This window comes from Nitrospina sp. P1_D6, assembly GCF_052156615.1.
In the GTDB taxonomy this organism is placed as follows: domain Bacteria; phylum Nitrospinota; class Nitrospinia; order Nitrospinales; family Nitrospinaceae; genus Nitrospina.
On sequence record NZ_JBQKUN010000003.1, the window covers coordinates 230,478 to 256,583 of the forward strand.

Annotated in this window: 25 protein-coding genes and 1 tRNA gene; 13 read left to right on the top strand and 13 right to left on the bottom strand. The window is 55.6% G+C overall.

What is annotated here, in order from left to right; genetic code table 11:
• Nucleotides 1-4 precede the first annotated feature (4 nt).
• Both ACTRXA_RS07290 and ACTRXA_RS07295 read left to right on the top strand, forming a co-directional pair.
• On the top strand, nt 5-1,111 hold the full coding sequence (locus tag ACTRXA_RS07290) for a tetratricopeptide repeat protein (RefSeq protein WP_442426546.1): 1,107 nt from the start codon (nt 5-7) through the stop codon (nt 1,109-1,111).
• A gap of 23 nt (nt 1,112-1,134) precedes the next feature.
• Nucleotides 1,135-2,520: a hypothetical protein gene (locus tag ACTRXA_RS07295; RefSeq protein ID WP_442426547.1), complete on the top strand. Its 1,386-nt coding sequence runs from the start codon at nt 1,135-1,137 to the stop codon at nt 2,518-2,520.
• Nucleotides 2,521-2,611: 91 nt separating this feature from the next.
• Here the strand turns inward: ACTRXA_RS07295 and ACTRXA_RS07300 are convergent, their stop codons facing one another.
• The 7 genes from ACTRXA_RS07300 to ACTRXA_RS07330 all read right to left on the bottom strand — a co-directional run bounded on the left by ACTRXA_RS07300 (nt 2,612) and on the right by ACTRXA_RS07330 (nt 10,612).
• On the bottom strand, nt 2,612-4,153 hold the full coding sequence (locus tag ACTRXA_RS07300) for a hypothetical protein (protein WP_442426548.1): 1,542 nt from the start codon (nt 4,151-4,153) through the stop codon (nt 2,612-2,614).
• 129 nt (nt 4,154-4,282) lie between these two features.
• Complete coding sequence (locus tag ACTRXA_RS07305; RefSeq protein WP_442426549.1) at nt 4,283-5,953, bottom strand: ethylbenzene dehydrogenase-related protein; 1,671 nt, start codon at nt 5,951-5,953, stop codon at nt 4,283-4,285.
• Nucleotides 5,907-6,410, bottom strand: coding sequence for a hypothetical protein (locus ACTRXA_RS07310; RefSeq protein ID WP_442426550.1), 504 nt, complete (start codon nt 6,408-6,410; stop codon nt 5,907-5,909). The genes ACTRXA_RS07305 and ACTRXA_RS07310 overlap by 47 nt, the downstream gene beginning before the upstream one ends.
• 147 nt (nt 6,411-6,557) lie before the next feature.
• Nucleotides 6,558-8,306 carry an alpha-glucan family phosphorylase gene (glgP, locus tag ACTRXA_RS07315; protein ID WP_442426551.1) on the bottom strand — a complete coding sequence of 583 codons (1,749 nt, stop codon included), beginning with the start codon at nt 8,304-8,306 and terminating at the stop codon, nt 6,558-6,560.
• 102 nt (nt 8,307-8,408) lie between these two features.
• Entirely contained in the window at nt 8,409-9,155 is a 747-nt protein-coding gene (gene phnC / locus ACTRXA_RS07320; RefSeq protein ID WP_442426552.1) for a phosphonate ABC transporter ATP-binding protein, read from the bottom strand.
• Nucleotides 9,156-9,164: 9 nt separating this feature from the next.
• The gene (locus ACTRXA_RS07325) at nt 9,165-10,049 is read right to left on the bottom strand and encodes a phosphate/phosphite/phosphonate ABC transporter substrate-binding protein (RefSeq protein WP_442426553.1); all 885 of its coding nucleotides are present in this window, start codon (nt 10,047-10,049) and stop codon (nt 9,165-9,167) included.
• 128 nt (nt 10,050-10,177) lie between these two features.
• Nucleotides 10,178-10,612: a c-type cytochrome gene (locus ACTRXA_RS07330; RefSeq protein ID WP_442426554.1), complete on the bottom strand. Its 435-nt coding sequence runs from the start codon at nt 10,610-10,612 to the stop codon at nt 10,178-10,180.
• Nucleotides 10,613-10,943: 331 nt separating this feature from the next.
• On the opposite strand from ACTRXA_RS07330, the gene ACTRXA_RS07335 reads away from it, so the two are divergent.
• Both ACTRXA_RS07335 and ACTRXA_RS07340 read left to right on the top strand, forming a co-directional pair.
• On the top strand, nt 10,944-12,842 hold the full coding sequence (locus ACTRXA_RS07335; protein ID WP_442426555.1) for an ArnT family glycosyltransferase: 1,899 nt from the start codon (nt 10,944-10,946) through the stop codon (nt 12,840-12,842).
• 63 nt (nt 12,843-12,905) lie between these two features.
• Entirely contained in the window at nt 12,906-13,511 is a 606-nt protein-coding gene (locus tag ACTRXA_RS07340) for a DJ-1/PfpI family protein (protein WP_442426556.1), read from the top strand.
• A 71-nt stretch (nt 13,512-13,582) separates the two neighbouring features.
• Here the strand turns inward: ACTRXA_RS07340 and ACTRXA_RS07345 are convergent, their stop codons facing one another.
• The 3 genes from ACTRXA_RS07345 to ACTRXA_RS07355 are packed head-to-tail and all read right to left on the bottom strand — an operon-like array spanning nt 13,583 to nt 15,005.
• Entirely contained in the window at nt 13,583-13,945 is a 363-nt protein-coding gene (locus ACTRXA_RS07345; RefSeq protein ID WP_442426557.1) for an STAS-like domain-containing protein, read from the bottom strand.
• A gap of 8 nt (nt 13,946-13,953) precedes the next feature.
• Nucleotides 13,954-14,442 carry a peptidylprolyl isomerase gene (locus ACTRXA_RS07350; protein ID WP_442426558.1) on the bottom strand — a complete coding sequence of 163 codons (489 nt, stop codon included), beginning with the start codon at nt 14,440-14,442 and terminating at the stop codon, nt 13,954-13,956.
• 50 nt (nt 14,443-14,492) lie between these two features.
• On the bottom strand, nt 14,493-15,005 hold the full coding sequence (locus tag ACTRXA_RS07355) for a peptidylprolyl isomerase (protein ID WP_442426692.1): 513 nt from the start codon (nt 15,003-15,005) through the stop codon (nt 14,493-14,495).
• Nucleotides 15,006-15,193: 188 nt separating this feature from the next.
• Between ACTRXA_RS07355 and ACTRXA_RS07360 the strand changes: the two genes are divergently transcribed.
• The 5 genes from ACTRXA_RS07360 to ACTRXA_RS07380 all read left to right on the top strand — a co-directional run bounded on the left by ACTRXA_RS07360 (nt 15,194) and on the right by ACTRXA_RS07380 (nt 19,915).
• Nucleotides 15,194-17,266, top strand: a complete 2,073-nt coding sequence (locus tag ACTRXA_RS07360; RefSeq protein WP_442426559.1) for a transglutaminase TgpA family protein — start codon at nt 15,194-15,196, stop codon at nt 17,264-17,266.
• Nucleotides 17,267-17,354: 88 nt separating this feature from the next.
• Nucleotides 17,355-17,987 (top strand): outer membrane protein, encoded by a 633-nt coding sequence (locus tag ACTRXA_RS07365; protein WP_442426560.1) that lies wholly within the window; start codon nt 17,355-17,357, stop codon nt 17,985-17,987.
• 94 nt (nt 17,988-18,081) lie between these two features.
• Nucleotides 18,082-18,711 (top strand): outer membrane protein, encoded by a 630-nt coding sequence (locus ACTRXA_RS07370; RefSeq protein ID WP_442426561.1) that lies wholly within the window; start codon nt 18,082-18,084, stop codon nt 18,709-18,711.
• Between the two features lie 283 nt (nt 18,712-18,994).
• A complete protein-coding gene (locus tag ACTRXA_RS07375) occupies nt 18,995-19,282 on the top strand; it encodes a hypothetical protein (RefSeq protein ID WP_442426562.1) in 288 nt (95 codons plus the stop codon).
• 12 nt (nt 19,283-19,294) lie between these two features.
• The gene (locus tag ACTRXA_RS07380) at nt 19,295-19,915 is read left to right on the top strand and encodes an outer membrane protein (RefSeq protein ID WP_442426563.1); all 621 of its coding nucleotides are present in this window, start codon (nt 19,295-19,297) and stop codon (nt 19,913-19,915) included.
• 72 nt (nt 19,916-19,987) lie between these two features.
• Here ACTRXA_RS07380 and ACTRXA_RS07385 read toward each other — a convergent pair whose 3' ends face one another.
• The 3 genes from ACTRXA_RS07385 to ACTRXA_RS07395 all read right to left on the bottom strand — a co-directional run bounded on the left by ACTRXA_RS07385 (nt 19,988) and on the right by ACTRXA_RS07395 (nt 22,667).
• On the bottom strand, nt 19,988-20,680 hold the full coding sequence (locus ACTRXA_RS07385) for an MlaC/ttg2D family ABC transporter substrate-binding protein (RefSeq protein ID WP_442426564.1): 693 nt from the start codon (nt 20,678-20,680) through the stop codon (nt 19,988-19,990).
• Nucleotides 20,681-21,061: 381 nt separating this feature from the next.
• Nucleotides 21,062-21,952, bottom strand: coding sequence for a transglutaminase family protein (locus tag ACTRXA_RS07390; protein WP_442426565.1), 891 nt, complete (start codon nt 21,950-21,952; stop codon nt 21,062-21,064).
• Between the two features lie 79 nt (nt 21,953-22,031).
• Nucleotides 22,032-22,667 (bottom strand): peroxiredoxin, encoded by a 636-nt coding sequence (locus ACTRXA_RS07395; RefSeq protein ID WP_442426566.1) that lies wholly within the window; start codon nt 22,665-22,667, stop codon nt 22,032-22,034.
• 252 nt (nt 22,668-22,919) lie between these two features.
• On the opposite strand from ACTRXA_RS07395, the gene ACTRXA_RS07400 reads away from it, so the two are divergent.
• The 4 genes from ACTRXA_RS07400 to ACTRXA_RS07415 all read left to right on the top strand — a co-directional run bounded on the left by ACTRXA_RS07400 (nt 22,920) and on the right by ACTRXA_RS07415 (nt 26,088).
• Nucleotides 22,920-23,264, top strand: a complete 345-nt coding sequence (locus ACTRXA_RS07400; protein ID WP_442426567.1) for a hypothetical protein — start codon at nt 22,920-22,922, stop codon at nt 23,262-23,264.
• Between the two features lie 227 nt (nt 23,265-23,491).
• Nucleotides 23,492-23,567 (top strand) — tRNA-Lys (locus tag ACTRXA_RS07405).
• Nucleotides 23,568-23,833: 266 nt separating this feature from the next.
• Nucleotides 23,834-25,141 (top strand): S1 family peptidase, encoded by a 1,308-nt coding sequence (locus tag ACTRXA_RS07410; RefSeq protein WP_442426568.1) that lies wholly within the window; start codon nt 23,834-23,836, stop codon nt 25,139-25,141.
• On the top strand, nt 25,129-26,088 hold the full coding sequence (locus ACTRXA_RS07415; RefSeq protein ID WP_442426569.1) for an FHA domain-containing protein: 960 nt from the start codon (nt 25,129-25,131) through the stop codon (nt 26,086-26,088). Before ACTRXA_RS07410 ends, ACTRXA_RS07415 begins: the two co-directional genes overlap by 13 nt.
• Nucleotides 26,089-26,106 lie beyond the last annotated feature (18 nt).

Genomic DNA, 26,106 nt, shown 5'->3' on the forward strand with positions numbered 1-26,106 from the left:
ATTCATGGCAGACATAGATGTCAACGAAGACTTTGATGTTGAAGAGTTTCGCAAGCGCCAGCAGGACAAAAAAGAGTCCAACTGGATGACCATGAAAATCCACCCGGAGATTTTTGAAGAGCTGGGGGTGCGCGACCCGGAGCAGATCAAGCTGGAAACCGCCATCATGAAGAAAACCCGGCAAATCAAGAAGGAACTGCGCAACGACCCGGACAACCTCGAAAAAAAGACGGAGCTGGCCACACTGTTCATCGACGGCGGCAACTACGAAGAAGCGATCAAGGAACTGAGGGCGGTCATCAACAAGGACCCGAAGTTCGGCCGGGCCTACAAGGTACTGGGTACCGCCTATGCCCTGTCCGAGCAGGAAGATGAAGCCATCCGCGAATTGAACCGCGCCGCGGAGCTGGAACCCGACGATCCGGAAGTGTTCTTCAATCTGGGCGGCGCCTACATGTTGAAGGACTATTTCGAAAACGCAGTACGCGCTTTCCAGCGTTGCATCGAGCTGGACCCGACGGATACCACCTCCTACGCCAACCTGGCTGCGGGTTTGAACATGTTGAAGGACCACCTGAACGAAATCCGTACGCTCAAAAAGGTATTGATGTTCGACCCGGAAAACAAGGAACTGCGCGCGGCGCTGGGCAATGCGTACTTTGCCAACGGCGACTTCGACGAATCGCTCACCACCCACCAGTGTGTCGTGGATCTCGATGAAAAAGACCCGCAGGCCTGGTGCAACCTTGGCAGCGCCTTCTCCGCCAAAAACATGGTGGATGAAGCCATCGATGCGTTCAAAACAGCGATGGAGCTGGACCCGGAGTTTTCCCTGCCGCACACCAACCTGGGAAGCCTCTATGCTTCGGTCAACCGTGTCGAAAGCGCCATCAAGGAATTCAAGACAGCCGTCAGCCTGAACGAAGGCGACGCCACCGCATGGCTCAACCTTTACCAGTGCTTCAAGGAAATCGGCCGTCACGAAGAGGCCACGAAAGCTCACGACAAGTACCAGGAACTCATCCGGCCGCAGGGCTCCGGTGGCACCGAAATGTCCGGTATTCCCGGTGGCGTGGCCACCACAGGGAAAACCGCCGCGGAAAAACAATAGCCTTTCACCGGGTCTGACTGAGGATGAATTCCGGCCATTCCGAGCTGGCCTCACTCGGCGATTTCCAGCCCGCCGATGTGTGGCAGGTGCACGTCAACCATATCTTCTACGGGACCAAAGGTCCCGGAATCCACCACCATTTCCAGACCTACGTCAGCCGGGATCATCGTCTGGCCTACGCCCTGGCCGACCATTTCTTTAAACACTGCAAAACCCTTCCCACAGAGGTGCCTCTGCTCGTGCAGGAATGGGGAGTCGGCAACGGCAACCTCGCGGCCCGCCTGCTCGACCGGTTGAAGGACATCGACCCGGAAGGCCGCGTGTACCCGCGACTTTCGTACACACTCTGTGACTATTCACAGGAAATTTTAAACGGGGTCGAGGCCAACCCGGATTTGCAGGCGCATGCAGGGCGCTATGCCACCGCGCTCATCGACGCGCGCGATCCGGAGGGCGCGGAACCGGGCTCGCTCACCTGGGTGCTGTCGAATGAAATCTGGGACGACCTCGCCACGCGCGTCCTGGTCAAAAGCCAGGGCACGCTGTTCGAGGAATACCTGCAACCGTTGATCGACCCCGCTGTCATCGAAGGCGACTTCGACGCGTTCGTCCAGCAATTCCAGAACGCGGACCTCGACGCACTGAAATCCCATCCCCCGTTTCTCGACCAGATCGTCTGGGAACGTGCCTTCCAGCGCACGGACGTCAGCGACTGGCCGTTCGGTGACGTGGTCCACAAACACATGAAAGCCATCGACGACGACATCCCGACTCCCGTCAACGTGGGTGCGTTCGGCACGCTGGAGAAAGCGCGCCGGCTTCTGCATTCCCAGCATTCGGCGGGCTACACCGGGTTCGATTACGGCATGCTGTCCACAGCGCATCTCAACCGGGTGGGGCGGCCGTACTTCAAGCTTTACGGCGGGCAGTACACGTCGATGGTCAACTTCCCCCTGCTCGCCGAGGTCGGCCAGGCCGCGGGCTTTTCACACATCGAACTGGAACCGCAGCATGCATACGTGAGCCGCAGCCTGGAAGAACCGCTGATCAGTCTGCTGGAACTGGTGCAGAACCATCCGAAAGTGGCGGAGATGGCTCCCTGGGACGTGGATGTGCTGATGCTGGAAACCCTTCAGGCGCTCAACACGCACTACCGCAGCCCTTATGCCAGCAAGATGGATTACCCGACGCTTCCCGGTACGCCCAAGAAACAGCGCAAGCTCATCGCCCAACTGGTGAAAAACCTGAGTGCGCGTGGCGTGCCGGATACGGTAGCGTACGTGACGGAAAGCGAGGTGCGCGCCGTGGAAAAACCCCTGCGCAAACTGGGCTACCGGGAAAAAGACATTCAGCGGAGTTTTTCCCTGAACGATGCACCCATTCAGTTCTGCCGCCTGACCCTGCGCTGAGACCGCCGCACCCGTATCCCGCTCAACGAAAAAAACCCCCTCGCCCGGACGGGCAAGGGGGTTTTTGGATTGCGTGTCTGGAAAGATACCGTTATGCCGTCTCTTCTTCCAGTTCTTCCGGCGGCATTTCGTCTTCCTCGAAAAAGTCCTCGTCCTCACCCATGAGCAGTTCCGGGTCCTCGACCTCGGCGTGCAATTGGTCCTCGTCCTCTTCGGGAATTTCCACTTCGGGAATCGGCAACTCTTCCCAGATCACCACCCGCGCATTGCCGCGATCGCAGATGTAAAGGCGGCCCGAATCGTCCTCGTCCTCGGGATCCTCTTCCAGGAACAGGCCGTAGGGGTCGTTCAGGGTACAGTGCGAGGGATCGCTGTTCCGGTTGAACTTGTTTTCGTAAAACGATTTCTGCCCGATAACAAAGTCGGCCGGCTGGCCGTTTTCCGTGGGCAGTTCCTTCCAGCCCAGCACACGGTTATTGCCGGAATCGGAGACGAACAGGCCTTTTCGTCCGTACACCACGTCGGTGGGGAAATACATGCCCACCGCGTCACAGCGGTAACCGCCCTGCCCCGCGTTCACATCGCGGCTGTAAAAATTCGGCTGCCCCAGCACCAGGTCTGCCGGAACGCCATTGTGCGACGGCATTTTGTTCCAGATCAGGACACGGTTGTTGCCCTGGTCCACAACAAAAATCATTCCCGTTTCCGCGTGGTAAAACACGCCGGTGGGAAAGCTCATCGAATCCGGGGTGACGTTATCGAAATCGCCTCGATTGGGTTCGCGTTCGTCCATATCCGACTGGCCGAGGCAGATATCCGCGTTCCAGCCGTTGTTGAAGGGAATCTTTTTCCAGATAAGGACGCGGTGGTTGTCCTTGTCGGCCACGAACACATGCTGATCGTCGCCCGAACGCACCCCGAACGGAAAAAACAACGAACCGGAACCGACCAGACCGCGCCGGTTGGCCTCTCCGCATTCCAGGTTGTCCTGCCCCAGCACCAGGCCCGGCGCCTCGCCATCGTCCGAGGGCAGCCCGTTCCACCGCAGGACGCGATGGTTGCCGCTGTCGGCAACGTACAGCTTGCCGTCGATCACTTCCATGCCCGCAGGCTGGGACAGCGTATCTTCTTCCGGTTTGCTGATGGTGAATCCGTCCAGGCTTTCATCGCCCAGCCCGGAGGTCATTTCGTCCAGGGTGGTGGTGATACCGCGGTTTTCAAGGCAGTCGGAAAAGTCTTCCTGCCCCAGCACGAAGCTGGCAGGCTCGCCGTTTTCTTCCGGAAACGTGTTCCAGCCCAGCACGCGATGATTGCCACGGTCCGCCACGAAAAGCATTTCGCCAAACTTCATGACGAATTGCGGTTCGGACAGGGTGTTGTCGCTGGGGTCGTCCGCGCCCCGGTTGGATTGACCTTCTTCAAACCCGCTCTGGCCCAGGACCATGATCGCGCCGACTTCCTTCTGGCCTGTATCGACCTCCTCGACCTCATCCACCTCGTCCAGTTCGTCTTCGGTCAGGACGTCTTCATCGATTTCCTCTTCTTCAATCTCATCGACATCGGATTCCGCCACATCCAGAGATTCTTCTTTCTCCCGGGCTTCTTCCTCTTTTCTGGTCTGGTCGTCAGACATGGAACCACCTCCCAAAATTCAAACGATCTCCGTAGGATCCCCGGCGCCGGATTGCCCTCCGGCAGCGCATCTCAAACGGTTCAATTATCAGGCTTTTTCTTAAATACATATCCTATACCAACCCATTGTTCAAGGCAAAACCAACCTCTGCCACATGGAAACCGTTTTACGGCCGTTGCGGTCCTTGTGCAGGCCGTCCCACACCGCAAAACCAATGAGAATGGGTTGTTTTTTATTGAACTGGATATCCCATTTGTTGAGGGATTCGATATCCCGAATAAACACCACGGTCCATTTGCCGTCTTTCCACAACCCCTTGCCACGAATATTCTGCTTGGTTTTCGGCTGGGGTGTGAGCGTGCCGAAGCCCTCTGCATTCATCTCCTCTATGGGAACCTCACGAAACGGGTTCAGCGATTCCACGGGGTTGACCTCGCCACCGAAGATCATCACGTCCATATCCATGCCCTGACCTTCTGTGGCCTGTTCGAGTTCTTCCTTGGTCTCGATCTCTTTCTGCCAGTCAGCGCGCCATTGCCAGATATTCACCGGCTTTTCACGGTTGCCCATTCCAAAAAAGGGTTCGTTGTGCCCGTGCGTGTGCAGGAGCACATCGCCCAGCGCAAACTCCAGCGCCACCGCGTCCTTGAAATCCTGGTGGCGGCTGGATGACCGGTTCGGAACGGGGTCTTCCCACTGCACGCGGAAGGCAATCTGCTTGCCGTTGGTCACGGACTGGAACTGCACGCGGGTAATGGGATCGCGGCGTGCATTCAGCACGATCAAATGCACGTTGGTGGCAGGGACCGGGTCCCATAATTCGCTGAACGGGTCGATGCCGATGTCGCCTTCCACCTTTTCGGATTTCAGCGTGACCTCATATTTGGCTTTGCGGTAGCGGTCTTCCTGGATCCGGGAATGCACGAACGACGCCAGGTCCCACCGCTCTTTCGAAGTGAGGTGGTTGTAGGCCTTCATCGGGGTGCCGTCGATCCCCGTGCTGAGAGTCATGAATATGTCTTCTTTATCGAAACCGAACTTGAACGTGTTGGGATTGGTCAGGTCATAAACGAACACACGGTGGTCCCATATGTCATACAGGCTGTCGGCGATGGGCCCGTCTCCCTTGAGATCCGTCCCGTGACAACGCGCACATCGCATTTCCTGAAAAATCTGGTGGCCTGCTTCGATACTCTCCCTGGTGGAGGGCGGTACCGGCCCGGGTGTGACGGGTTTTTGCGGGGTTTCGTTTTTGAACCGGTTTGAAAAGGTTTTGAGGTATTCCACCACCGACCAGGTTTCATCTTCCGTCAACGCGTTTTCCCAGGCCGGCATGGCCGTACCCGGAATGCCCTTGGTGATGGTATCGAAGATGTCCTTGTCGAGAGGCAACGACCCGGTGGGCGTGGAACGGTGTTTGAACACGCCCTTTCGGAAATCGCGCGGCCACGGGTAAAGGTACGCCATCGCTTTGCCGCCGCCGTTGCCGTCTTCACCGTGACAGAAAATGCACATGTGCTTGTATACCGTCGCGCCGACGGTCACACTGCGCCCCGGGCCATGCGAATGGGAATGACCGCTTTCAGCGGAGCCGGAATGGGAATGCCCGGACTGGCCCTGCTTCATCTCCTTGGGCATCGCCTTCGGTTTTTCATTGTGCGTTTCGCCACCGTGGGCGAGGACGGAGGTGGGTTCGCCGTGCCAGCCGAGAAGCGTCACCGCGAGAATCAGACCCAGCGCGAAGATGGATTTACTAGCGGAACAGGGGTTTGGGATCGGATAACGTGTATTTGGTTTCATTGCCGTTCAAACCGTCCTCGGCGATATCGACCCAGATGTTGAGACAATTTTTGCGGAAGTCCACGCCCAGGCAGTAAAACAGGGGATACTTCGAGGTGAAGTAAATGACCGGGTAGGAAACATAAACGCTCAAATTATCGATCCGGGCGTTCTGGATGGCTTCTTTAATGGTTAATTCTTCACTCGCCGCTTTGCGAATGATTTTCCGGATGACCTGGTAGTCCAGCGTGCCATCCAGGTCCAGGTCGTAATAAGTGGCGATGAGACCGGGCACGCTGAGCAGTTCCCAACCACGGTACGTTGGGTCCTTCCACCCCGGTTCAACCGGGATGGGATTGTCCACCGTGGGGCGGAATCCCGGATTCTCAAACGTTTGCGCCCGTGCCGACGAGGTGACCACCAGCAATACAGGGATCAGGGCCGCTCCCGCCATCCAGATTTTGGCTCGATGCCACATGCACACTCCTTTGCAGGAGCCCCCTTGCCTGTCTTGCACCCTGCACCTTTGGAAATTTTATTCCAAATTAAGGTATCACAATTCCCTAACCAATGAAACTCAAGGATAGACGGGTCAGGAACCGCCTGATTGGGCGCGAATGGGGACTCAGCGGCAGGAAAAATAGGCCTTCGTGACGTACTGCTCCATCTGCCGGTGGGTGTTGAACAAAGACCCGTTGATGGCGATGGCCTGGCACTGCATATTGGCCCAGCCTGTGCGGTCTTCATAGTATTTCGGGATCACCTTCGACTCCAGCGTGTCGTGAAGGTTTTTGCAGTCGAGGTCGTCGCGGTCGTCGGGAGACAGGTCGAGACGGGGGTCGAGGTCGCCGATCGCCCAGCCGGTGACGCCTTCGATGCAACCCTCCACCCACCAGCCGTCAAGGATGCTCAGGTTGAGCACTCCGTTGAGTGCCGCCTTCATGCCGCTGGTGCCGGAGGCCTCGTGGGGGCGGATCGGGGTGTTCACCCACACGTCCACCCCGCCGGTGATGTAGTATCCCAGATCCATGTTGTAGTTGGGTATGTACACCAGCTTGAGTCTTTTGGTGCGTTGTTCGATTTTCTTCTGAAACTCGTGAATTTCCCGGATCAGGCGTTTGCCCGCTTCGTCTTTCGGGTGCGACTTGCCGGCATAGACGATCTGCAAACCGGGGCTGTTCTCGGCGATTTCGATCAGCCGGTCGAGGTGGCGAAACATCAGCGACGCCCGTTTGTAGGCCGCCGCGCGGCGGGCGAATCCCAGGGTCAGGATATTCGGGTCGAAGGTTTCGCCCATCATTTTGGAGACGCGGTCGAACAGTTCGTTCTTGCATTCCAGATGCGCCTGCCACACTTCGTCGCGTGGAATGGACATCGCTTCCCGCAGGTACTTGGGATCGTTCTTCCACAAACGGGCGTGACGGTTGAACAGTTTGCGAAACGATTCGTGCACCCAGGTGTAGGTGTGAATGCCGTTTGTGATGAAATCAATCTGGTGATGGGGGAACATGCCGCTGGACACGTCGCCGTGCTGATACGCAACGCCGTTGGCGAAGCGGCTCAGGTTGAGTCCAAGCGTCGTCATGTTGAGGCAGTCTTCTCCACTGAGCCTGCGGATCACGTTCATCGAAATACCGGTCTTAAGCACGCGCTCGACCAGGTCGAAGCCGAAACGGTCGTGCCCCGCCGACACGGGGGTGTGCGTGGTGAACACGCACAGACTCTTCACCTTTTCCACGTCCCACACGGTTTCCTCGTCCCACGTTTCGAACACGGTGCGCTGGTGCTCACGCAATAGTTCCAGGGTGAGCAGAGACGAGTGCCCCTCGTTCATGTGGTAGGTGTGGATGCGGTTGAACCCGAGTTCCCGCAGGTACTTGACGCCGCCGATGCCGAGCAGGATCTCCTGCTTGAGGCGAAACTCCGAGTCACCGGCATAAAGGGAATCGGTCAGGCGGCGGTCGGGTTCCTCATTCTCCTCCAGGTCCGTGTCGAGAAACAAAATGGGAACCGGTTTGCCGGTGGTGCCGGTGTAAATATACAGCCACGCCTGCGCCAGGATCGACCGGCCTTCAATCTCATCCAGTATGATCTTGCCGGGCAATTTTTGCAGGTGGTCTTCCGGCCGCCAGTCGACGGGGTGCTCCTTCTGCTCACCCTGTCCGGTGATTTCCTGCCGAAAGTAGCCCTTGCGGTACAGGAGGGTGATGCCGACCACCGGCAGACCCAGGTCGGCGCACGACTTCAGCGTGTCGCCCGCCAGAACACCCAGTCCTCCACTGTAGGTCGGGATGTCCGAGGCGATGCCGATTTCCATGCTGAAGTAAGCGATGGTGGGTTCGGTGTCGATGCCGCCGCGCAGGTAACTGTTCATGAATTCCTTGAGTGAAAATACATCGGAGAGATTCGCTTCAACTCGAAAAGGTTGGCCGACTCCTATTATGTATTACTGAACCGGGGTAGAAACAAGAAAATTCTACGAGGAAACAGACATGTCGTAAAGCACGTCGATCTGGGCCGCTTCGAGGGCGTCCGGAGGTGTGTCGAACACCAGGTCGCCGGCCTTCATCCCGAGAATCCGTCTGCCGAAACGTCGCGCCAGTTCCGGGACGTGCAGATTGCACAAAATGGTGACGCCGTCTTTCCGGTTGATATCCAGCAGGGTTTCCAGGATGGATTCCACGGTGGCGGGGTCGAGGCTGGCCACCGGCTCATCGGCCAGAATGACTCTGGGCCGCTGCATGAGGGCCCGGGCGATGCCGACGCGCTGCTGTTGACCGCCGCTCAGGCTGTCGGCCCGGCGATGCGCCTTGTCAGCAATGCCCAGCCGCGAAAGTGTGGCGTGCGCCTCCTCCACATCCTGCGGGGAAAAGTGATTGAGAAGGGCGTAGGACGGCGGTGTGTAACCCAGTCGTCCCGCCAGGACGTTGGTCAGCACACTGTTTCTTCCCACCAGGTTGTAATTCTGGAAAATCATGCCAATCCGGCGGCGAAGGGTCCGCAACCGGTCCGGCGGCGCGCCGGTGATGTCCTCGCCGTCCAGTGCGATGTGTCCCGCCGTCGGCTCCACCAGCCGGTTGATGCAACGGAGAAGCGTCGATTTGCCCGCCCCGCTCTGTCCCAGCACCACCGCAAACTCTCCGGCCTGAAGCTCGAACGAAACCTCCCTCACCGCCTCGGTGCCGTCTGCATAGGTTTTGGATACGCGGTCGAGGACCAGCATGGCGACGCCTCACTTCCCTTCCAGCCGGGTGGGGTCGATATTGAGCAGGCGCCCGGCTTCGCGTACCGGATCGTACAATCCGTCGAAATCCAGGAAACCGCTCACGCCATAAGTGCGCTTCAGAACCTTCGAGCCTTCCGGCGTTTTGGTGAGGTGGGTCAACCCTTCCTTGATGCGCTCCCTGATTTCAGCTGGGAGTTCCCTGCGCACGGAGACGGTGTCATTGGGAATATCCTTGGTGTGGGCGATGACGCGGATTTTCTCGAATATGTCGGGGAACGATTTGACCAGTTCGGCGCGGGCGTCGTCGTACGTGGCCCCGGCGTCCACCTCGCCCTTGAGTACGGACAGGACCACGGCATTGTGCGACCCGGCAAACACCGTTTTTCCCAAATGGTTTTCCGGGGAAAGACCGTGGGATTTGAGCAACGTCTTGATGAAGAGGTGACCCGAGGTGCTGGCGGGATCGACGAAGGCGAAGCGTTTCCCTTTCAGGTCTTCGAGCGCTCGGATGCCGCTGTCGGTGCGGGTGACGATCTGGCCCCGGTAAAAGGGACTGCCGAAACGCTGGACGATGAGCAGAAGCTCCACCCCGTAACGCTCTTTCGCAAGCACATAGGCGAAGGGAGTGAGCCAGCCGATGTCCACCTTGCCCGCGCCCATGGCCTCGACCACGGCGGCGTAGCTGGTGGCGATGGACGCTTTGAAGTGAAGGCCGGTGACGGCCGTGAGGCGGCGTGCGATCTCCTCACCGCCTTTCAGGATCACCTGCGCTTCACCGGAGGGCACGAACATCATGGTGAGGGGCCGGTCGGCGCTTCCCAACTGCCCTGCCTGGGCGACACCGGCCCCAAAAAAAGAACTGAGGATCAAAATGGAAACCGCTCGGAACATGGTCGGGCCCTTCCTCGAAAGTCAAGTCAACATACCATACCGGGGCGAAAAGGCGGTTTGGGAAATAAAAAAAGGGCAGGACGCCGGTGGCGCCCTGCCCTCTTAAAGCTGTAACCGAAAGAACCGGTTTACTTCATCAGTTCTTCGCGGATGTACTTGACGACGTTCCAGATGTCCTTGTCGCTCAGCGTTTTTCCAAACGGAGCCATACCGGTTCCCGGAGAACCGTTCTTGATGATATGGAACATCTGACCGGGGGTCACGTCTTTCATGGTCTTGGCACAGGTGAAGTTGCGCGGAGCGGGTTTCAACGCTTTACCCAGCTGACCGTCACCAGCGCCCTTGGCGCCATGGCACATCTGGCAGGCCATCGGCTTGGCTTTCTTGGTGTAAAGGTCTTTGCCTTTTTTTGCATCCGCTTTTGCGGTCTTATCTTTGGAATAAACCGAACCCGGCGCTTTTTTGGTTTTGCGTTTCTGCGGGCAGTCACCACCTGCGAAAGCCGCGTTTGCCACAAACATGGTCAATACGGCTACGACCAATGCAATCAGTGATTTTTTCATTGAAATGATCCTTTCTGAAGGGAATTTAACAGGCATCCAAATGAATAATAAGACGGCAAACAAGTTACCGGGAAAAATCTGTTATAGTACCAATGCTTGGCGGCCCCACGGGTATCTTGATCATTGGCAAAAATGAGGACCAAATTATATTCCATCTTGGTTCAGTGTCAATAAAAAATTACCCTTTCGGGGAGCGCCCTGCGTGGCCACCGTTTTCCCGCCCGGGGCTCGGTAAACCCAGTAAACCGTTTTACAATCAAAAACTTAAAATAGCAGGCTTTAAAGTGAACCGGGGGCGTTCTACGGCCTCCGGTTCTGCACTGGTGGTTGCATGGCCCTCATTCTCACCATCCTGACGGTAATTGCATGGGGCCTGGCCGGCACCCGGATCGCTACCATTTTTGGCGTTCGATGGGCGTCCCCGCAAGAAGCGGCGGCCGTCTCCGTTACGGTCGGGATGACCCTCACCGCCTGGTTGATGATGGCCCTTGCCTTTCTCGGGGCTCTCCATCCGGTCACCGGCTGGGCGATGCTGGTTTTCCTTCTTGTCCTGGCACGGAGCCAGGTTCTTCCTTTACTCGCCGTCTTGTGGAAAATTTTGCGGAACCCTTCCATGTGGCCGTTCTGGAGAAACCGGCCCTGGATGGAAACCTTTGCCATTTTGGTGCTGGGAGGACTGGCCGCATTTGCTGTCACCCTGGCCTGGGCCCCGCCCGTCCGCACCGACGCGCTGGTCTACCACCTCGCCATTCCCCAGGCCTACCTGGAACACCACGGGGTGGTGAACCTGCCCAACAACATGTATTCCTTCTTTCCTCTGCTGTTCGAGATGGTGTACCTGTTCGGGCTGACGTTCGGGGTGGAAGGACTGCCCGCGCTTCTGGGTGTGGGGCAGGCGGCGGCGCTGGCGGTGGGACTGGTGGCTTACTACCGCCGCTACCTGGGGAACCGCTACGGCTGGCTCGTGCCCGCCGTCTTCTTTTCGGTGCCGACCTTCACGGAAATCGCCGGTTCCGCCTATGTGGATCTGCCTCTGGCGGGCTTTGTTTTCTTCGCGTTTTATTCCTGGGAACGCTGGCGAGAGACGGGGCACGGATTCTGGTTCGCGCTCCTGTGCCTGTTTGCCGGCTCCGCCTTCGCCACCAAGCTGACAGGATTCATCGTCCTGCCGCTGGCGGCGTTGGGGATTGTGTGGGCCCGGCGCAATAATGCCTCCGGCGTGCGAGTCCTGGGGAAACTGTTCGTCTTTGCGGGGGTGGTCTTTCTTTGCATGGCCCCCTGGTGGGGCCGCAATTTTATTTATTCGGGCAATCCGTTTGTGCCGCTGTTCATGCAGGTTCTGGGTGGACAGGACCGGATCAACTGGGACCCCACCCGCGCGCTCATGATGGACCAGTACGTCCGGATGTTCGGCATGGGGCGGGGATTTGTTGATTTTTTGATGCTGCCCTACAACCTCACGTTCCACAGCGAACCCCACTCGCTGCGGTTCGACGGCCGAATGGGTATCGCTTACCTGATCATTCTGCCGGCGGTGATCGGGATGTGGTGGTATCGACGGCCACGGCTGGGCCCGCTGGTCGTGGCCTTCGCAGTCCTCATTCTGTTCTGGTTTGTTTACTTTCAGTACATCCGCTTTCTTGCCCCCGCCCTGGTTTTCCTGTCGCTTCTTTTGGTGTACGGACTGGAGGCGTGGCAAGCACAAACACCGCGGGAAGATTTTGGATTTTGGCTTCACCGCGCGTGGACGGGACTGATCGCGCTTGGGCTGGTTTTCAACGTCCTGCTTGCGCTTGAGGCATGGAACAAGAAGGATCCGCTCGCGTACCTTGCGGGTGAAGAGTCAAGGGAAGCGTACCTGTCGCGAAACGTAAGCGTGTTTCCCATATACCAGGCGATGAACACACGGGTGCCGCCGGACGGGCGCGTGTTGTTCGTTTACATGCGCAACCTGGGGTACCTGGCGCACCGCGATTTCATCAGTGACAGCGTGTTCGAGGCGCACACTCTGCAAAAAATTCTTCAGTCCACAGAAAGCGAAAAAGAGGTTTTTCAGCGGTTGCAATCGTTGGGCGCAACCCATATCATGTTCGACTCAAATTATGTTTGGGGTCAGGATTCCGCATTCCCCCGCGAGCATCAGGAGCGGTTTCACCGGTTCCTGTTGAACCGGACGAGGCAAGTGGCCCGGCAGAGCCATTATTACCTGCACCGCATTGTGATAAACTGAGCATCCTCATTGACCAGTGACCGCCGGAAGCATACCCCGGCCGGGAGGAAGGAGCGAAAGATCATGGGACGTCTCGAAGGTCTGAAGAAAAACATCCTGATGATCATTCCCAAGGATTACTACAACGAGAAACAGTTGGAAATTCCGCGCGAGATATTTCTGAAAGAAGGCGCGGACGTTCGCGTGGCCTCATGCAAATTCAAGGAAGCCGTGGGTGACAACGGCGGCCGCGTCATGCCCGATGTGCTGATCGTGGATTCCATTGAAGGCATCACCGGCGACAGTTACGTCACCGACGGCAAGGGAACGCGCCAGATCAAGGGGGTGTTTCACGGCGTCGTGGTGGTGGGAGGAAAAGGTGCGCGCAAATATTTGTGGAAAGACAATTTGCTGCGAATTCTGCTGATCGATCGATATAAAAGCAATATGGTTGTGGGGGCCCTGGGCAACGCGGTACCCTGCCTGGCGGAGGCGCAGTTGATCAACAATCTGGAACTGGCCGCGGCACAGGACAAACACACCCTGCCGGAACTGGACCGCGTAGGCGCGATGGTTGCGGAAGAAAAGCTCACCGTAAACGACCGCATCGTCACCGCCGCCGATGGTGACGTGGCGGAAGAGTTTGCCTACGCCATGATCGACCTGATTGAAAAAACGAAAATCAAGTAAAGGCACCCAACCCCTCACCCCGCAAAGGGGGGAGACGGCCCGGTCCTCCTGAAAACCCACTGCCCTTCCTTTTAAAACCCCAGCCCGTCCCCCGATTCTCTTTCCTTCTTGGAAGCAATGATCTTCAGGCGTAATTTGAAGGCCTGGTTCATTTCCTTCACAAATGCCTCCTTCGCATCTGGAAAATAAATTTTCTCGTTGAACTCCTCGAGGGTTTTGTCTTCCAGAAGCTTGGCGAACGCCTCGTCATAAAACGTGCGGGTGATCTTGACGATGGACTCCAGAGAAATGGAAATTTTCTCGTATTTATCCCAGTTTTCAAGGATGTAATGACGGAGGGATTCAGCCGATGGGGACCCGTCCGGCGTGGTTCGCCCCACAAGCATGTCCTCCCCAATAAACTGGTACATGTTTATAAACAGTTCATCTTCCATGAAAACCTTCAACCTTCCTTGATGGTGATGGATTTGATCTCCATACGGTTGTGTGGATTGTCATTCTGGTCGCGTGCCTCGTTGACAATTTTATCCGCCACGTCCATGCCGGAAGTGACGCGGCCGAATGCGGTGTATTGACGGTCCAGAAAGGTGGAGTCATTGACCACGATGAAAAACTGCGAACCGGCGCTGTTGGGATCCTGGGAACGTGCCATGGAAAGGGTGCCCCGCTTGTGGCTGACGTCGTTGAATTCGGCATCGATGGTGTAACCCGGTCCGCCGGTGCCGTGCTTGGACCGGTTTTCATCACGGCTGTTGGGGTCGCCGCCCTGGATCATGAAACCGGGAATCACCCGGTGAAAGGTCGTGCCGTCGTAAAACCCCTTTTGAGCGAGGTCCTTGAAGTTCTTGACGTGCCCGGGAGCCTTGTCCTCGAAAAATTCCAGCTCTATGGTCCCGTGAACGGTTTCAATCACCGCGGTTGCGTTTGCCATGATAATTTCCTTCCTTTATATGAAAGACGTGTCTTCCGTTTCAGTTTGGGTTATTTGTCCTTAATGATGACTTTCATCGCAATGGGGTCGAACGGGTTGTCGTTGTGGTCACGGCGCTGACTGACAATCTTGTCCGCGACCTCCATTCCTTCGGTCACCCGGCCGAACACCGTGTATTTTCTATCCAGAAAATGCGCGTCCTTGACCACGATAAAAAACTGCGAGCCCGCACTGTCGGGGTCCTGGGCGCGTGCCATGGACACGATGCCGCGGTCGTGCGGGATATCGCTGAACTCCGCATCGATGGTATAACCGGGACCGCCCATACCGTGCATCTCGCGTGACTGGTTCCTGGTATTGGGATCGCCGCCCTGGATCATGAAACCGGGAATCACCCGGTGGAACAGGGTCCCGTCATAAAATCCTTTTTTGGCGAGATCCTTGAAATTCTTCACATGGCCCGGGGCCTGGTCTTCAAAAAATTCGATTTTCATATTGCCGAATTTGGTTTGGATGACCGCAACCTCTCCCGCCCAGGCCGTGGCGCTGATCCCCCACGCCATGAAAATGGTTATAAAAACAACTCTTATCAAGTTATGCATTTTGTCTCCCGGATTTTCAATTAAACTATAGGGGAAAACCGCATTGTCCGGAAAGCGGGACGCCACCGGTACGGGTATGCGTTTTGGTTGGAACGCCCGCCATTGTAGCCAAACGGGTTGGAAATTGTCAATTTGCTAGGGTCTTGTCCATGCGCGTGAGAACCTGTTTCATTTCCTTGAATTACCTCCTGGCCTTTCTTGCCGTTTCCTGCCTTCTTCTGGGAGAAGTGATTCCGCTTTCTTTCGGCATCCTGGTTCTCACCATGCTGGGAACGTTTTGGATACTGGAATGGAACAAGAAGATCCCCGTGATGCCACATCGCCTGTTCTCCCTGTGGAAAATCGGACTCATTGCCCTGCCCGCCATTTATGTACTGTTCCAGCCAAAAATGCTCGACCTGGTAACGGGTTTCCTCCTGTTCGTTCTTCTCTCGCGATTTTTGTTTAAAACCGAGTTGAACGACTACCTGTATGGATATCTGGTATCCATCGTCTGTCTTTTGATCGGCGCCATTTTCACCCAGGACCTGGTATTCGCTTTCATGTTTCTTGCGTTTTACCTGATCCTCAGCTGGGCTTTGATGTTTTATCACATGATGGTAGAAAAGGTAGGAAGCCGCGCGGCCCCGCAGGCTTTCCGGTTTATCGGGGAAGCCGACACCGCCCGCGGCTCCCTGTTCGGGCTGTCTTCGTTGATGATCCTGGTCAGCCTGGTGATCACCGCCACCATCTTCTTCAGTTTTCCGCGTTTCGGGCTGGGATTTCTGGAACTGGCCACCAGCAGTTCCCCGGTCACCGGATTTTCCGACCAAGTGCGGCTGGGAGAGGTGGGTGAGATCAAGAAAAACCAGAGCGTGGTCATGCGCGTCGAATTCACACGCGACGGCAAACCCTACCGGCCGAAGTCGAAAGTGCTCTGGAGAGGGGTGGCGCTGGACCACTATGACGGCCAAACGTGGAGGTCCACCATGCCCATGGTGTGGCGGTCCCGCCATCGGCCCGGAACCAATACGGTCCTTTTCCACGTCCCCAACCCGACCACCGTGGTGGAGCAGGAAGTTTACATGGAATCCTTTGACTCCCCTGTGATTTTCACCCACGGGGTGCCGATGAAGATAGACGGTACATTCGAACGCATCCAGATGGATAACGGCCAGGTGTTCAAAACCACGGACAACCGCATGGGTCCACGCCGGTTTTCCATGATCTCCGACCTGGGAGCGGACTACCATGCGTTCCGCCTGCCGATCCAACCTGACCTGAGTTTTTTGCAAAAAGGCACGCACCCTCACCTGCAACTGCCTCAACTCAGCGACCGGCTGAAACAGTTCGCCCCCACGCTGGTAAATGATTCGGACCCCGCGGAGCTGAAGGCATCGAAAATCATGAACCACCTCCAGTACTTCGATTATTCCATGGACATGAAACGCGAAACCAGGCTTTCCGCCATCGACGAGTTTCTATTTGTGCGGAAGACTGGTCATTGCGAATACTTTGCGTCGGCCATGGTGCTTTTGCTCCGGATCAACGGCATCCCTGCGCGAATGGTGAATGGATTCATGGGAACGGAGTGGAACGAAATGGGCAATTACATGATCGTTCGTCAGGCCAATGCACACTCGTGGGTGGAAGCCTACATTCCCGGCAAAGGATGGAAAACGTACGACCCAACTCCCCCCGACCCCAACGCGGGTTTCAACCAGCTCAACGCACTGACCCGCACCTACGACATGATGCGCCTTTACTGGCAGAGATACATCGTCAAATACTCCGCAAAGGACCAGGTGCGGGTGGTCGAGTTCTTCAACCGCCGGGCCCACGATTTCACCGCCCAGATCAAGAAAATCCGTTCCTTGACGTTTGACGACCTATTGAAAGCTTTGGGGAACCGGCCGGAAATCTGGGTGGGCATTGCCGTGGTGACGGCGCTTCTGTTATTGTTCCCGCGAACCCGGTTCTGGAAAGGATGGTTCTGGATACCCACCCCACCCTATGCGGCCCAACTGTACCAGAAAATGCTTCGCAAACTGGAGAAACGGGGCATCCACAAACCCGCTTCCTCCACTCACCTGGAGTTCATGGAACACCTGTCCGGTCTTCCCGAGGAGAAACTGGATTGTGTCCGCAAGATCACCGGGTTTTACGAGCAACACCGGTTCGGGAAAGGGTTCGCCTCCAAACACCAGATTGAGCACATGGAAAAACTGGTGCGCCAGTTGTGAGCTACTTGACAGAACGCTGTCGTGCGGTGTCACCTGCCGCCGACGGTCTATATGAAACCGTTACTTTTGAAAAGGAGAACGCAACCCCATGCAACGTTTTTTGATTGTGACCCTGACTGCTCTCATCTTCGCCATCCCCGGCCCGGTGGACGCGGCGAATAAGAAATATTTCAGCCTGATGATCGGGCCTTCTTTCCGCACCGATGCGGATTCCTCCTTCTCCGGCTCACGGGTTGCGGGCAACCCGCGCGGCGAACAGGATGTGGACCTGGGCGGAGTGGGCGGTGCGGCCGCGGGAATGTACCTGCCGGACAACTTTCGCGTCGAGGGTGAAGTCGCTTTCCGCAACAATGGAGTGGACGAACCCCTGCCTGCATTTCGTGACTGGAACGTGGGCGCAGCCACACTGATGGTCAACGGGTATTACGACATCCCCGTCCGGCACCAGATTCAGCCGTTCGTCGGCCTCGGGATGGGTCTCGGCCTGGCAACGTCTTCACTGGAAGACAACTTCGGTTTTTCCGACACGGATACCGATGCGGTGTTCGCATACCAGTTTATCGGCGGTTTGCAGTACCGCCACAACAACCGTCTTTCCTTCTTCACCTCCTACCGCTATTTTGCGACCACCGACCCGGATTTCCAGTTCGGCGGGGTGCGTGCGCAAACGGATCTTGACAGCCACGACCTGGTTCTGGGCGTCCGTTTCGATTTTGAGTAAGGTTCGCCCAGGTATTACGACTCTCCCCAACGGCTATTGACAATCGTGCGCCTTCGGCTATGATTTAAATCTTTTTGCTCGTTTGGGGAGAGTCATGAAGCGACTTGCAGGTTGGGCGGCAGTATGGTTACTGGTTTTCGGAGCCAATGCAGCGTGGGCGGGAAATCCTTATGTTTCTGCCAAGCTCGGCGGCACCGGCAAATTCGACAACACGCTGGGCGCGGCCACGCTTCAATTCGATACGGGAATCAGTTTTCTGGGCGCGGCCGGTTACCGGTTTGACAAACCGTACCGCGTGGAACTCGAACTGGGTTACAACTACAACTCCTTCGATGGCATGAACCCCCAGACCAGCGTCTCGTCCACCGGAAGCTTCTCCGCGTTCACCACGATGGTCAACGGGTATTTCGACGTCCCCCTGAGGATCGGCGACCACAAACTGCCGATGGCCCCTTACATTGGAGCGGGTGTCGGTCTGGGCGTCGTCCGGGTGCAAACCAAATCGGCAAACTTTGTCGGCAACCTTCCTGATTCCACCAGCGACATGGTCGGTGCCTGGCAATTGATGCTGGGCTTTCAAACCGACCTCAATCCGCAGTGGGTTTTGACCGGAGAGTTCCGCCTGCAATACCTGCAGGACCCCAACCTGACCCTGGGCGGCCGCGACCTCGACACCTCCTATGAAACACAGCAGGTCCTCTTCGGTGTGCGCTACCGGTTCTGAAACCGGCACTCCTCTTTCGATCCCTTTTCAATTCTTCGAACACCTAAAAAGGTGTGAGATCCCCCCCATTTGAAAACACCCCTTTCAGGGTTCACTTGATTGCCCCGCCACCCAATTATCCGGTGGAAATGTGTCCATTTTTCCTTCACCATAGGCAAAGGATATTCCGCCTGCCAAAATGGGCCACATAACTGGCAAGTGGAAAAGTCTCATCCTGCTTCCACAACAACTCACCCAACACACAGAGAGGAATTTTTCAAAATTCTTCAAGGGGAGGTTGCGAATGAATCAGATAATTCCTGTTATTTTGTTCCTTCAAGTTTGCCTTGTTCCCTCCACAGTCCTCGCCGAAAAATTTTACATTTCCGGTAAAACCGGTTTGCATCTTGCCCCGGACACACATTTTGGAGCGGCAGACATCGATCCTTCGCCGGGTATCAGTTTGCTTGGCATCCTGGGTTACCAATCCGATCATCCCTTCCGGCTGGAAGATGAAACCGGGGGTAGGGACTCCAATAAAAGAGGGTTCTCAACGCCACCGGAAACGTTTTTTGAGATACCGTTCCTTTAAAAAGGAGGTGTGATGAAACGAATTGTTTCATTGGCTTTGGTCTCCGTTTTTTTTCTTTCCTCGCCGGCGATCGGGGCTCCTCAAAACTATTTCGTTGCCAAAGTGGGACTCAATCATACGCCAAACACCCAAATTGGCACTGAGCGGATCGATGTCTTTCCCGGCTACACTCTCCTGGGCGGATTCGGCGTCCAATTCGATCTGCCGATACGTTTTGAAGCTGAATTCAGCTACATGCACCATAATTTCAATTTTGAAAGGCGTTCCCCAGGTAATACCTATTTGGACGGATCCTACAAGGCGTTCAATTCGATGGGAAACGTCCTTTTCGACTTGAATGGAAAAGGGACTTTGAATCCCTACATTGGGGCCGGGGTCGGATTGAGCCTGGTCGAAATGTCTCTGGAAAAATCAAACAAGCCGGACGACGATGATTACGACCTCGAACCTGCAGCCCAGGGCATTGCGGGTTTGGAGTTGAAATCCGGAAACAGGAAATCCGCATTGATTCTTGAGTACCGTTATTTTGTTGTGGACGGGCCGGATCATCAATTTTCAGGATTCGGGGGCGGGACAGAACTCAAATCACACCAGGTATTCCTAGGGTTCCGTTACACCCTCGACCTAAGATAAAGAAACCTTGTGAAAAGGTTGCAAGGGCGACCTTAAAAACGAGTTGGGACTATTGAGGGCTGGCGTGATTTGTCAGGCGGTCTGGTCTTCGAGGCGGTCGAGGAGGTTCTGGAAGGATTCGCGTTTCAAAATTTTCTGGAACTGCGCCCGGTAGTTGCGGGCGATGCTGACACCGTCGATATAAAAATCGAACACCCGCCATTCTCCGTTTTCCAGAATCATGCGGTAATCGATGGAAACCGTGTCGGCGGGGGTGATGACGCGGGTCTTCACCAGCGCAAAATCGCCTTTCACGCTTTCCTGCAAATAATGCAGGGTGCCTTCCTGATAGTTCTCAATGAATTGCAGAAAGGACTGCTCAAGGAGTTTCTGCAACAGGCCGACAAAACGCTGCTTCTCTGCAAACGTGCGGGCCTTCCAGTGTCCCTGAAGGGTGGATTGTGCAAACCGATTGAAATTCAGCCGATCGTGAATGACCTGGCGCAATACCACGCGGCGTTGTTCCGCATCCTTCTTCAAACCTTCTTCCGTCACCACCTCCAACACACGGTGGATGGTTTCCTTCAACGTGCGGGCGGGCTGGGAAAACGCGAAGCCGCTCACCAGAATGCTGGACAGTTCTTTCGATGTACTCAAGGATGCAGGCGAAACGTGAACCGGTTTGTCGTGATTGCGGATGCTGGAAAACGCAAAGTGTGGGAACGACCACAGCAAAGCCAAAACCAGTGCGACCTTGGCCTTCCAGGAAATAGAACGCGGAATCATGACTCAGCCCTCCCCAGTTTGGCGATGCGTTTCTTAAAATAGAGATTCAAAAACGCATCCGAGCCTGGGTAAAAACCCTGCATATTCCTTGGTGGATTTCCGACTACCCTCATCGTTTATCGCCCCTCTGAAACCAGGCTGTTCCCAAGCCTGGGCCCTCTTTGGATGGGATTGAATGGTGATACAATTGTAACATAAAACTAAAATCTGTAAATACAATACCTTAACCGGCCCACACCCCGAATTGGCCCGGCATCAGGCCCTAGAGACTTGAATTACCTTGAAAAACCGAGTATTCCATTAAATTACCCCCTACCATTAGTTTTCAGGAAACCGAATGATTTCTTCCCCGGGTGGGTGCCGGGCTCGGAAATTACGGGGTCATTTCCTCTGCATGAGGATGCGGCTGTATTCGGTGAGCTGTTCCGCTTTGTCGGTGTCGTTGGTCCGGTTGTAAATCATGATCAGGTTGTGGAGCATCCGGATCAGGATCTCGCGGCTGGTGACGGGCAAAAGGAAATTTTCTTCAAACTGGATGCCAAAACCCTTCACCATCTCTTCACAGCCCGCAGGGGTGACGATCCGGCCCTCGTTGAAGGGATCGAAGAACACCGGGTCCTTGTCCGAATCGCAGCGGACGACAAAATGGCCCGGCAGCCCGACGCCGGAGATCGGCAGGTCCAGCCGTTGCCCGATCAGAATGCAAAGGACGGAGAGGGTGATGGGGATACCCGTCTTCGCCGAGAGCACGGTGTCGAAGTAGCTGTTGCCGGGGTTGAAGTAATCGGTCTTGTTGCCGTGAAACCCTTTTTCGTGGAAGAGAAAGTCGGTGAGGGCCCGCACCAGTTCCGACGCACGCGCCTGGACACGGATGCGAGGCGCCAGGTCCGCAGCCAGGTTGTCCAGCGTTTCTTCCACCTGCATTGGGTCCGCATCCGGGTGACCGTAGCGCATGATGAGGCACACCCCCCGCTCCAGGTCGAGATCCTCGCTGACGGGTATTTGGGCAAGGGCTTGAAACTCCTGTTCGATCAGACGCGGTTCGATGCGCTTTAGAACCTGGGCGATTTCCGCACGCAAGGCCAGGTCCTCCACGCTCCGCGCCTTTTCAAGAAACGGGAGGGCCTCCCCGCCCAATTCTATCAGCCGTGCCTGCACGCGCTCGCGGACAAAGGCGTCGCGGTCGTCCAGCAGGCGGATGAGGGAATCGATTTCCGCGTTGCCGGATTCGGGCGCGGTTTTGGGGTTGTTCGACGAGGGGGAATTCTTCATAACACTTTCATTAGAGGGTGAGAGAAATCTCGGCCTGGATGGAGGTTGCGCTCCATCCAGGCCGGATTGTGCTTTGGCATTACAGGTTCGGTTGCGGGGTCATCCGCAGGTACGGTTTGATTTCCTTGAAGCCTTTCGGAAACTTTGCGGGAATGTCTTCCGTTTTGATGGCCGGAACCACCACGCAGTCCTCGCCGTTTTTCCAGTCGGCGGGGGTGGCCACGCTGTAGTTGGCGGTCAGTTGCAGGGAATCGATGACGCGCAACAGCTCATCGAAATTGCGGCCCGTGGACGCCGGGTACGTGAGAGTCAGTTTCACTTTCTTGTCCGGGCCGATGATGAACACGGAACGGACCGTCATGTTGTCCAGCGCGTTGGGATGGATCATGTCGTACATCTGCGCGACCTTGCGGTCCGGGTCGGCAACAATCGGGTAGTTCATCGAGCAGTTCTGCGTTTCGTTGATATCGTTGATCCAACCCTTGTGGCTGTCGAGAGGATCGACGCTGAGCGCGATGACCTTCACGTTGCGCTTCTCGAATTCCTTCTTCAAGTTGGCCACCCGTCCCAGTTCCGTTGTGCAGACCGGGGTGTAGTCCTTGGGATGCGAAAAAAAGATGCCCCAGCTATCCCCCAGCCACTCGTGAAAATTGATATTGCCTTCCGTGGTTTCCGCCGAGAAATCCGGCGCAGTGTCTCCCAGTCGAATAGCCATAACAAATCCTTTCAAAATAAGGGTTTACCTGAAACCTTGAGCAGGGCCAACCAATCCGTCTTATCCCGTGGGCAAGAAAAATTTGTCGTTGGAATGGCCGGATTATACCATATATTTCAAGAAAAACGGTGTCCCGTTCGGACCTCCTGAAGGGGCCGGGAGGACGGGCGGCGGTTCCAGCCTGTTTATCGATTCGATGCCGGATTCCCGCGAAAGGTTTTATTGAAATCGTCCCCCCGGAACCAGGAAACCATGGCCGACAACGAACCCAGCATCCAGAAAATCGACGAGACCCTGACCCTGCTCAAGAAGATCTGGGTGGTGTTCCTCATCGCGCTCTACGCGGCCTGCATCTACAACGAATTCCGGTTCCCGGGTTTCCGCGAGGAACCGCTGAAAGGCGAGGAGAATCTGTGGAACATCCAGCGGGTGCTCTACTTCGGCTTGCTCGGGCTGGGGCTTTTGACCGACATCGTGCAGACGCGCATCGACCGCGACAAGGCGTTCATGTACCTGTTCGCGTCGCTTCTTCTGGGCGGCCTGTCCACCCTGGTCGGCGCAACACAGTTCAAAGTGTTCAACTTCATATTGGGGTGAGGGAGATTCCGGCAGGACTATCAAGCGGAATCCGCGCGGCAAAACGATGGAGGCTACAAGGAATACCGGCCACCGAAGAAACGGTCCAGGGCGGGCACTCCGGTTTCTTCCGGATATTTCAGAACCGCAAAAACCGGTGCGCGTGCAAATCTTGTTATTTGAATGCAACCGTGCTAATTTACCGGCACGCGGATTCGATACGGATATCTATACATTTATATAAAGGTGGGCCGTTAGCTCAACTGGCAGAGCAACTGACTCTTAATCAGTAGGTTGAAGGTTCGATTCCTTCACGGCTCACCAAAAAACTTTAGGACTTGCGGGTAATCACCTGCAGGTCCTTTTTTTTGGGGTAACGGGTGGGGTAACGATTTACCTGGCCCTGAGGATGAGATCTATGAAGAGGTTTATTTCGGCCATTTGGTCCAACTCGTTTTGCACTTATTGCAGTACTTTCCGGCTTTATTTCATTGCCTCTCCGGTGGCCTTCCCTTACCTTTAATATAAGGGTGTATTCCGAAAATAAAATCATTTTTTACCGTCAACCTTTTATAAGGGCCGGTTCGAAAATGATCCACTTCTTTAAATCCTCGCGCCTTTCTTTTTTTCTCCTCACATTTTTTTTATCGATTGTGTTCAGCTGGTCGTTCACGGAACCGGTACGCGCGCTCACCGGAACGGCGCAGAAAGTGTTCCAGCGCAACAGCCAAGTGGTGTACCAGATCCGCGTCATCGACATCCACTCGCGCGAAAAGTACGTGATCGGCTCCGGCTTCCGCATTTCCAGAGACGGCCTGTTCGCTTCCAACTTCCACGTCATCTCGGACGTGGTCGATAAACCGGACCAGTACCGCATCGAGTACTTCCGCAAAGGACGCAAGGTGGGCAGCCTGAAAGTGGAGGCCATCGACGTGGCGCACGACCTGGCTATCCTTCGCGGCGAACCGTCGCGTAAAAAGCCGGTCCGCCTGGGCTCGTCCAAACAAAAACAGGGGACGGGGGTGTACCCGATGGGCAACCCGCTGGATGTCGGCATGGTGGTCCTGGAGGGGACGTACAACGGACTCGTTGGCGACCATCCCTATCAGCACATCCTGTTGTCCGCGGCGCTGAACCCGGGCATGAGCGGCGGTCCCGCTTTCGATGCCTCGGGCAAGGTGGTGGGAGTGAACGTCGCCATCGAGGGCAACGATCTCAGTTACCTGGTCCCAGTGGAATACCTGATCGAATTGAAGGAAAGCGTCAAGACCGGACGCGGCTCCAAAAACTGGCCGGAGGTCATTCAGGAACAGGTTCTCGCGCGCTACGAGCACATCATCGACAAGGCAGTGAAATCCGATTGGCTGTTCGAAAACCTGGGAGCATTGAAGGTCCCACAAAGCATCCTGCCTGGTGTGGTTAAGTGCTGGGGTCGAAGCCGATCGGAGGATCCTTCCCAAAACGCGTTCGTCTTTTACGGCGACAAGCGGTGCCAGAGCGATCGCAATATTTTTCTTTCTTCCAATCTTTCGACCGGCACCATTGGCTATTCCTTTTTCTGGCTGGAAAGCCAGAGCCTGAGTTCTCTCGAATTCTACAAACGCTTTTCCGCCCAATACGCACAGGGAAACTTTTATCCTTATGCGACCAGCGGCGAAGTCACCAAATTCTCCTGCCACAACAGTTTTGTCGCGCTTGCTTCCCGAAACTGGAAGGCGGCGTATTGCGTGCGGCGTTACATCAAGTATCCCAAACTACATGACGTGTTTGTGAGCTTTGCCATACTGGGGGACTCACCCCGCAAATACATCATTCAGGTAGGGATGGCCGGCCTGACTGAACCGCTGGCCCGAATTTTTTTACAGAAATTTATGGGAAGCATCCAATGGACCGAATAATCATCGAAATGCTGGCACCTCAGGGTCAGGCGGTGGAGTTGCGCCATGTGTTCAACCGCGATCGAATCCATATCGGGCGTGCCTACTCCAGCGATGTCATCGTCGACGATTTGTTTGTTTCCCCGGAACACCTGCTGGTTCAGTTGAAAGAGGGTAAAGTTTACCTGAAAGACCTTTCCAGCAAAAACGGAACGCAGGTGAACGGCACTCCTAATTTCAAGGATAAAATTGTCTCCGTGAACTCCGGAGATGTTATCGGCATCGGGCGTACGCGCTTTCGGCTTTTGCTCCCGCACCACCCTGTGGAAAGCACAAAAAAGATGGACCGTTTCATGGCTTTCCGGGATTTCATCGATCGTCCCTGGGTGCCTTTTGTGTTTTCCCTTGCAGTCATCGGGGTGGGCGCCTGGATGGGAAGAATGGTAGACCCCAGCGACTCCTTTTGGAAGAAGGAGTTTTACAGCATCGTTATCGGATTCGCAGCCAGTATTCTAAGCTTCGCGGGCATCCTCAGCCTTTACACTTTTTTTAAATACCGGAAATCTTATTTTATTCGAAACCTTGTAATCGCGGACATCGGACTGTTTCTGGGGCTTATCCTGGAAGGAATCGATCCATTCCTCTATTTCTGGGTACTGAATGAAACATGGGTTTACGTTATTGATTACGCAATAAACTTTATAATCACCCTCGGCATGTTTTGGGCGAGCGTTCGGCTGGCAAAGGATTCCCTCACGTGGGGGGAGACGTTTGGACTGATTTGGGTGCCCTTGATCCTGGTTTTCATTGCGGGTTACGGAGAAAGCTCCCGCCAAATGGGGTTTCAAAACGATCCCATTTATCACAGTAAGCTGGCTCCTGGAATGGGGCCCCTGTTCCAGCCCCAAACCCTGGATGAATTTTTAAATGACGGAGCGCAAGAATTTAAAACCTTGAACGAGGAATAACCGGAACCCATCATTATA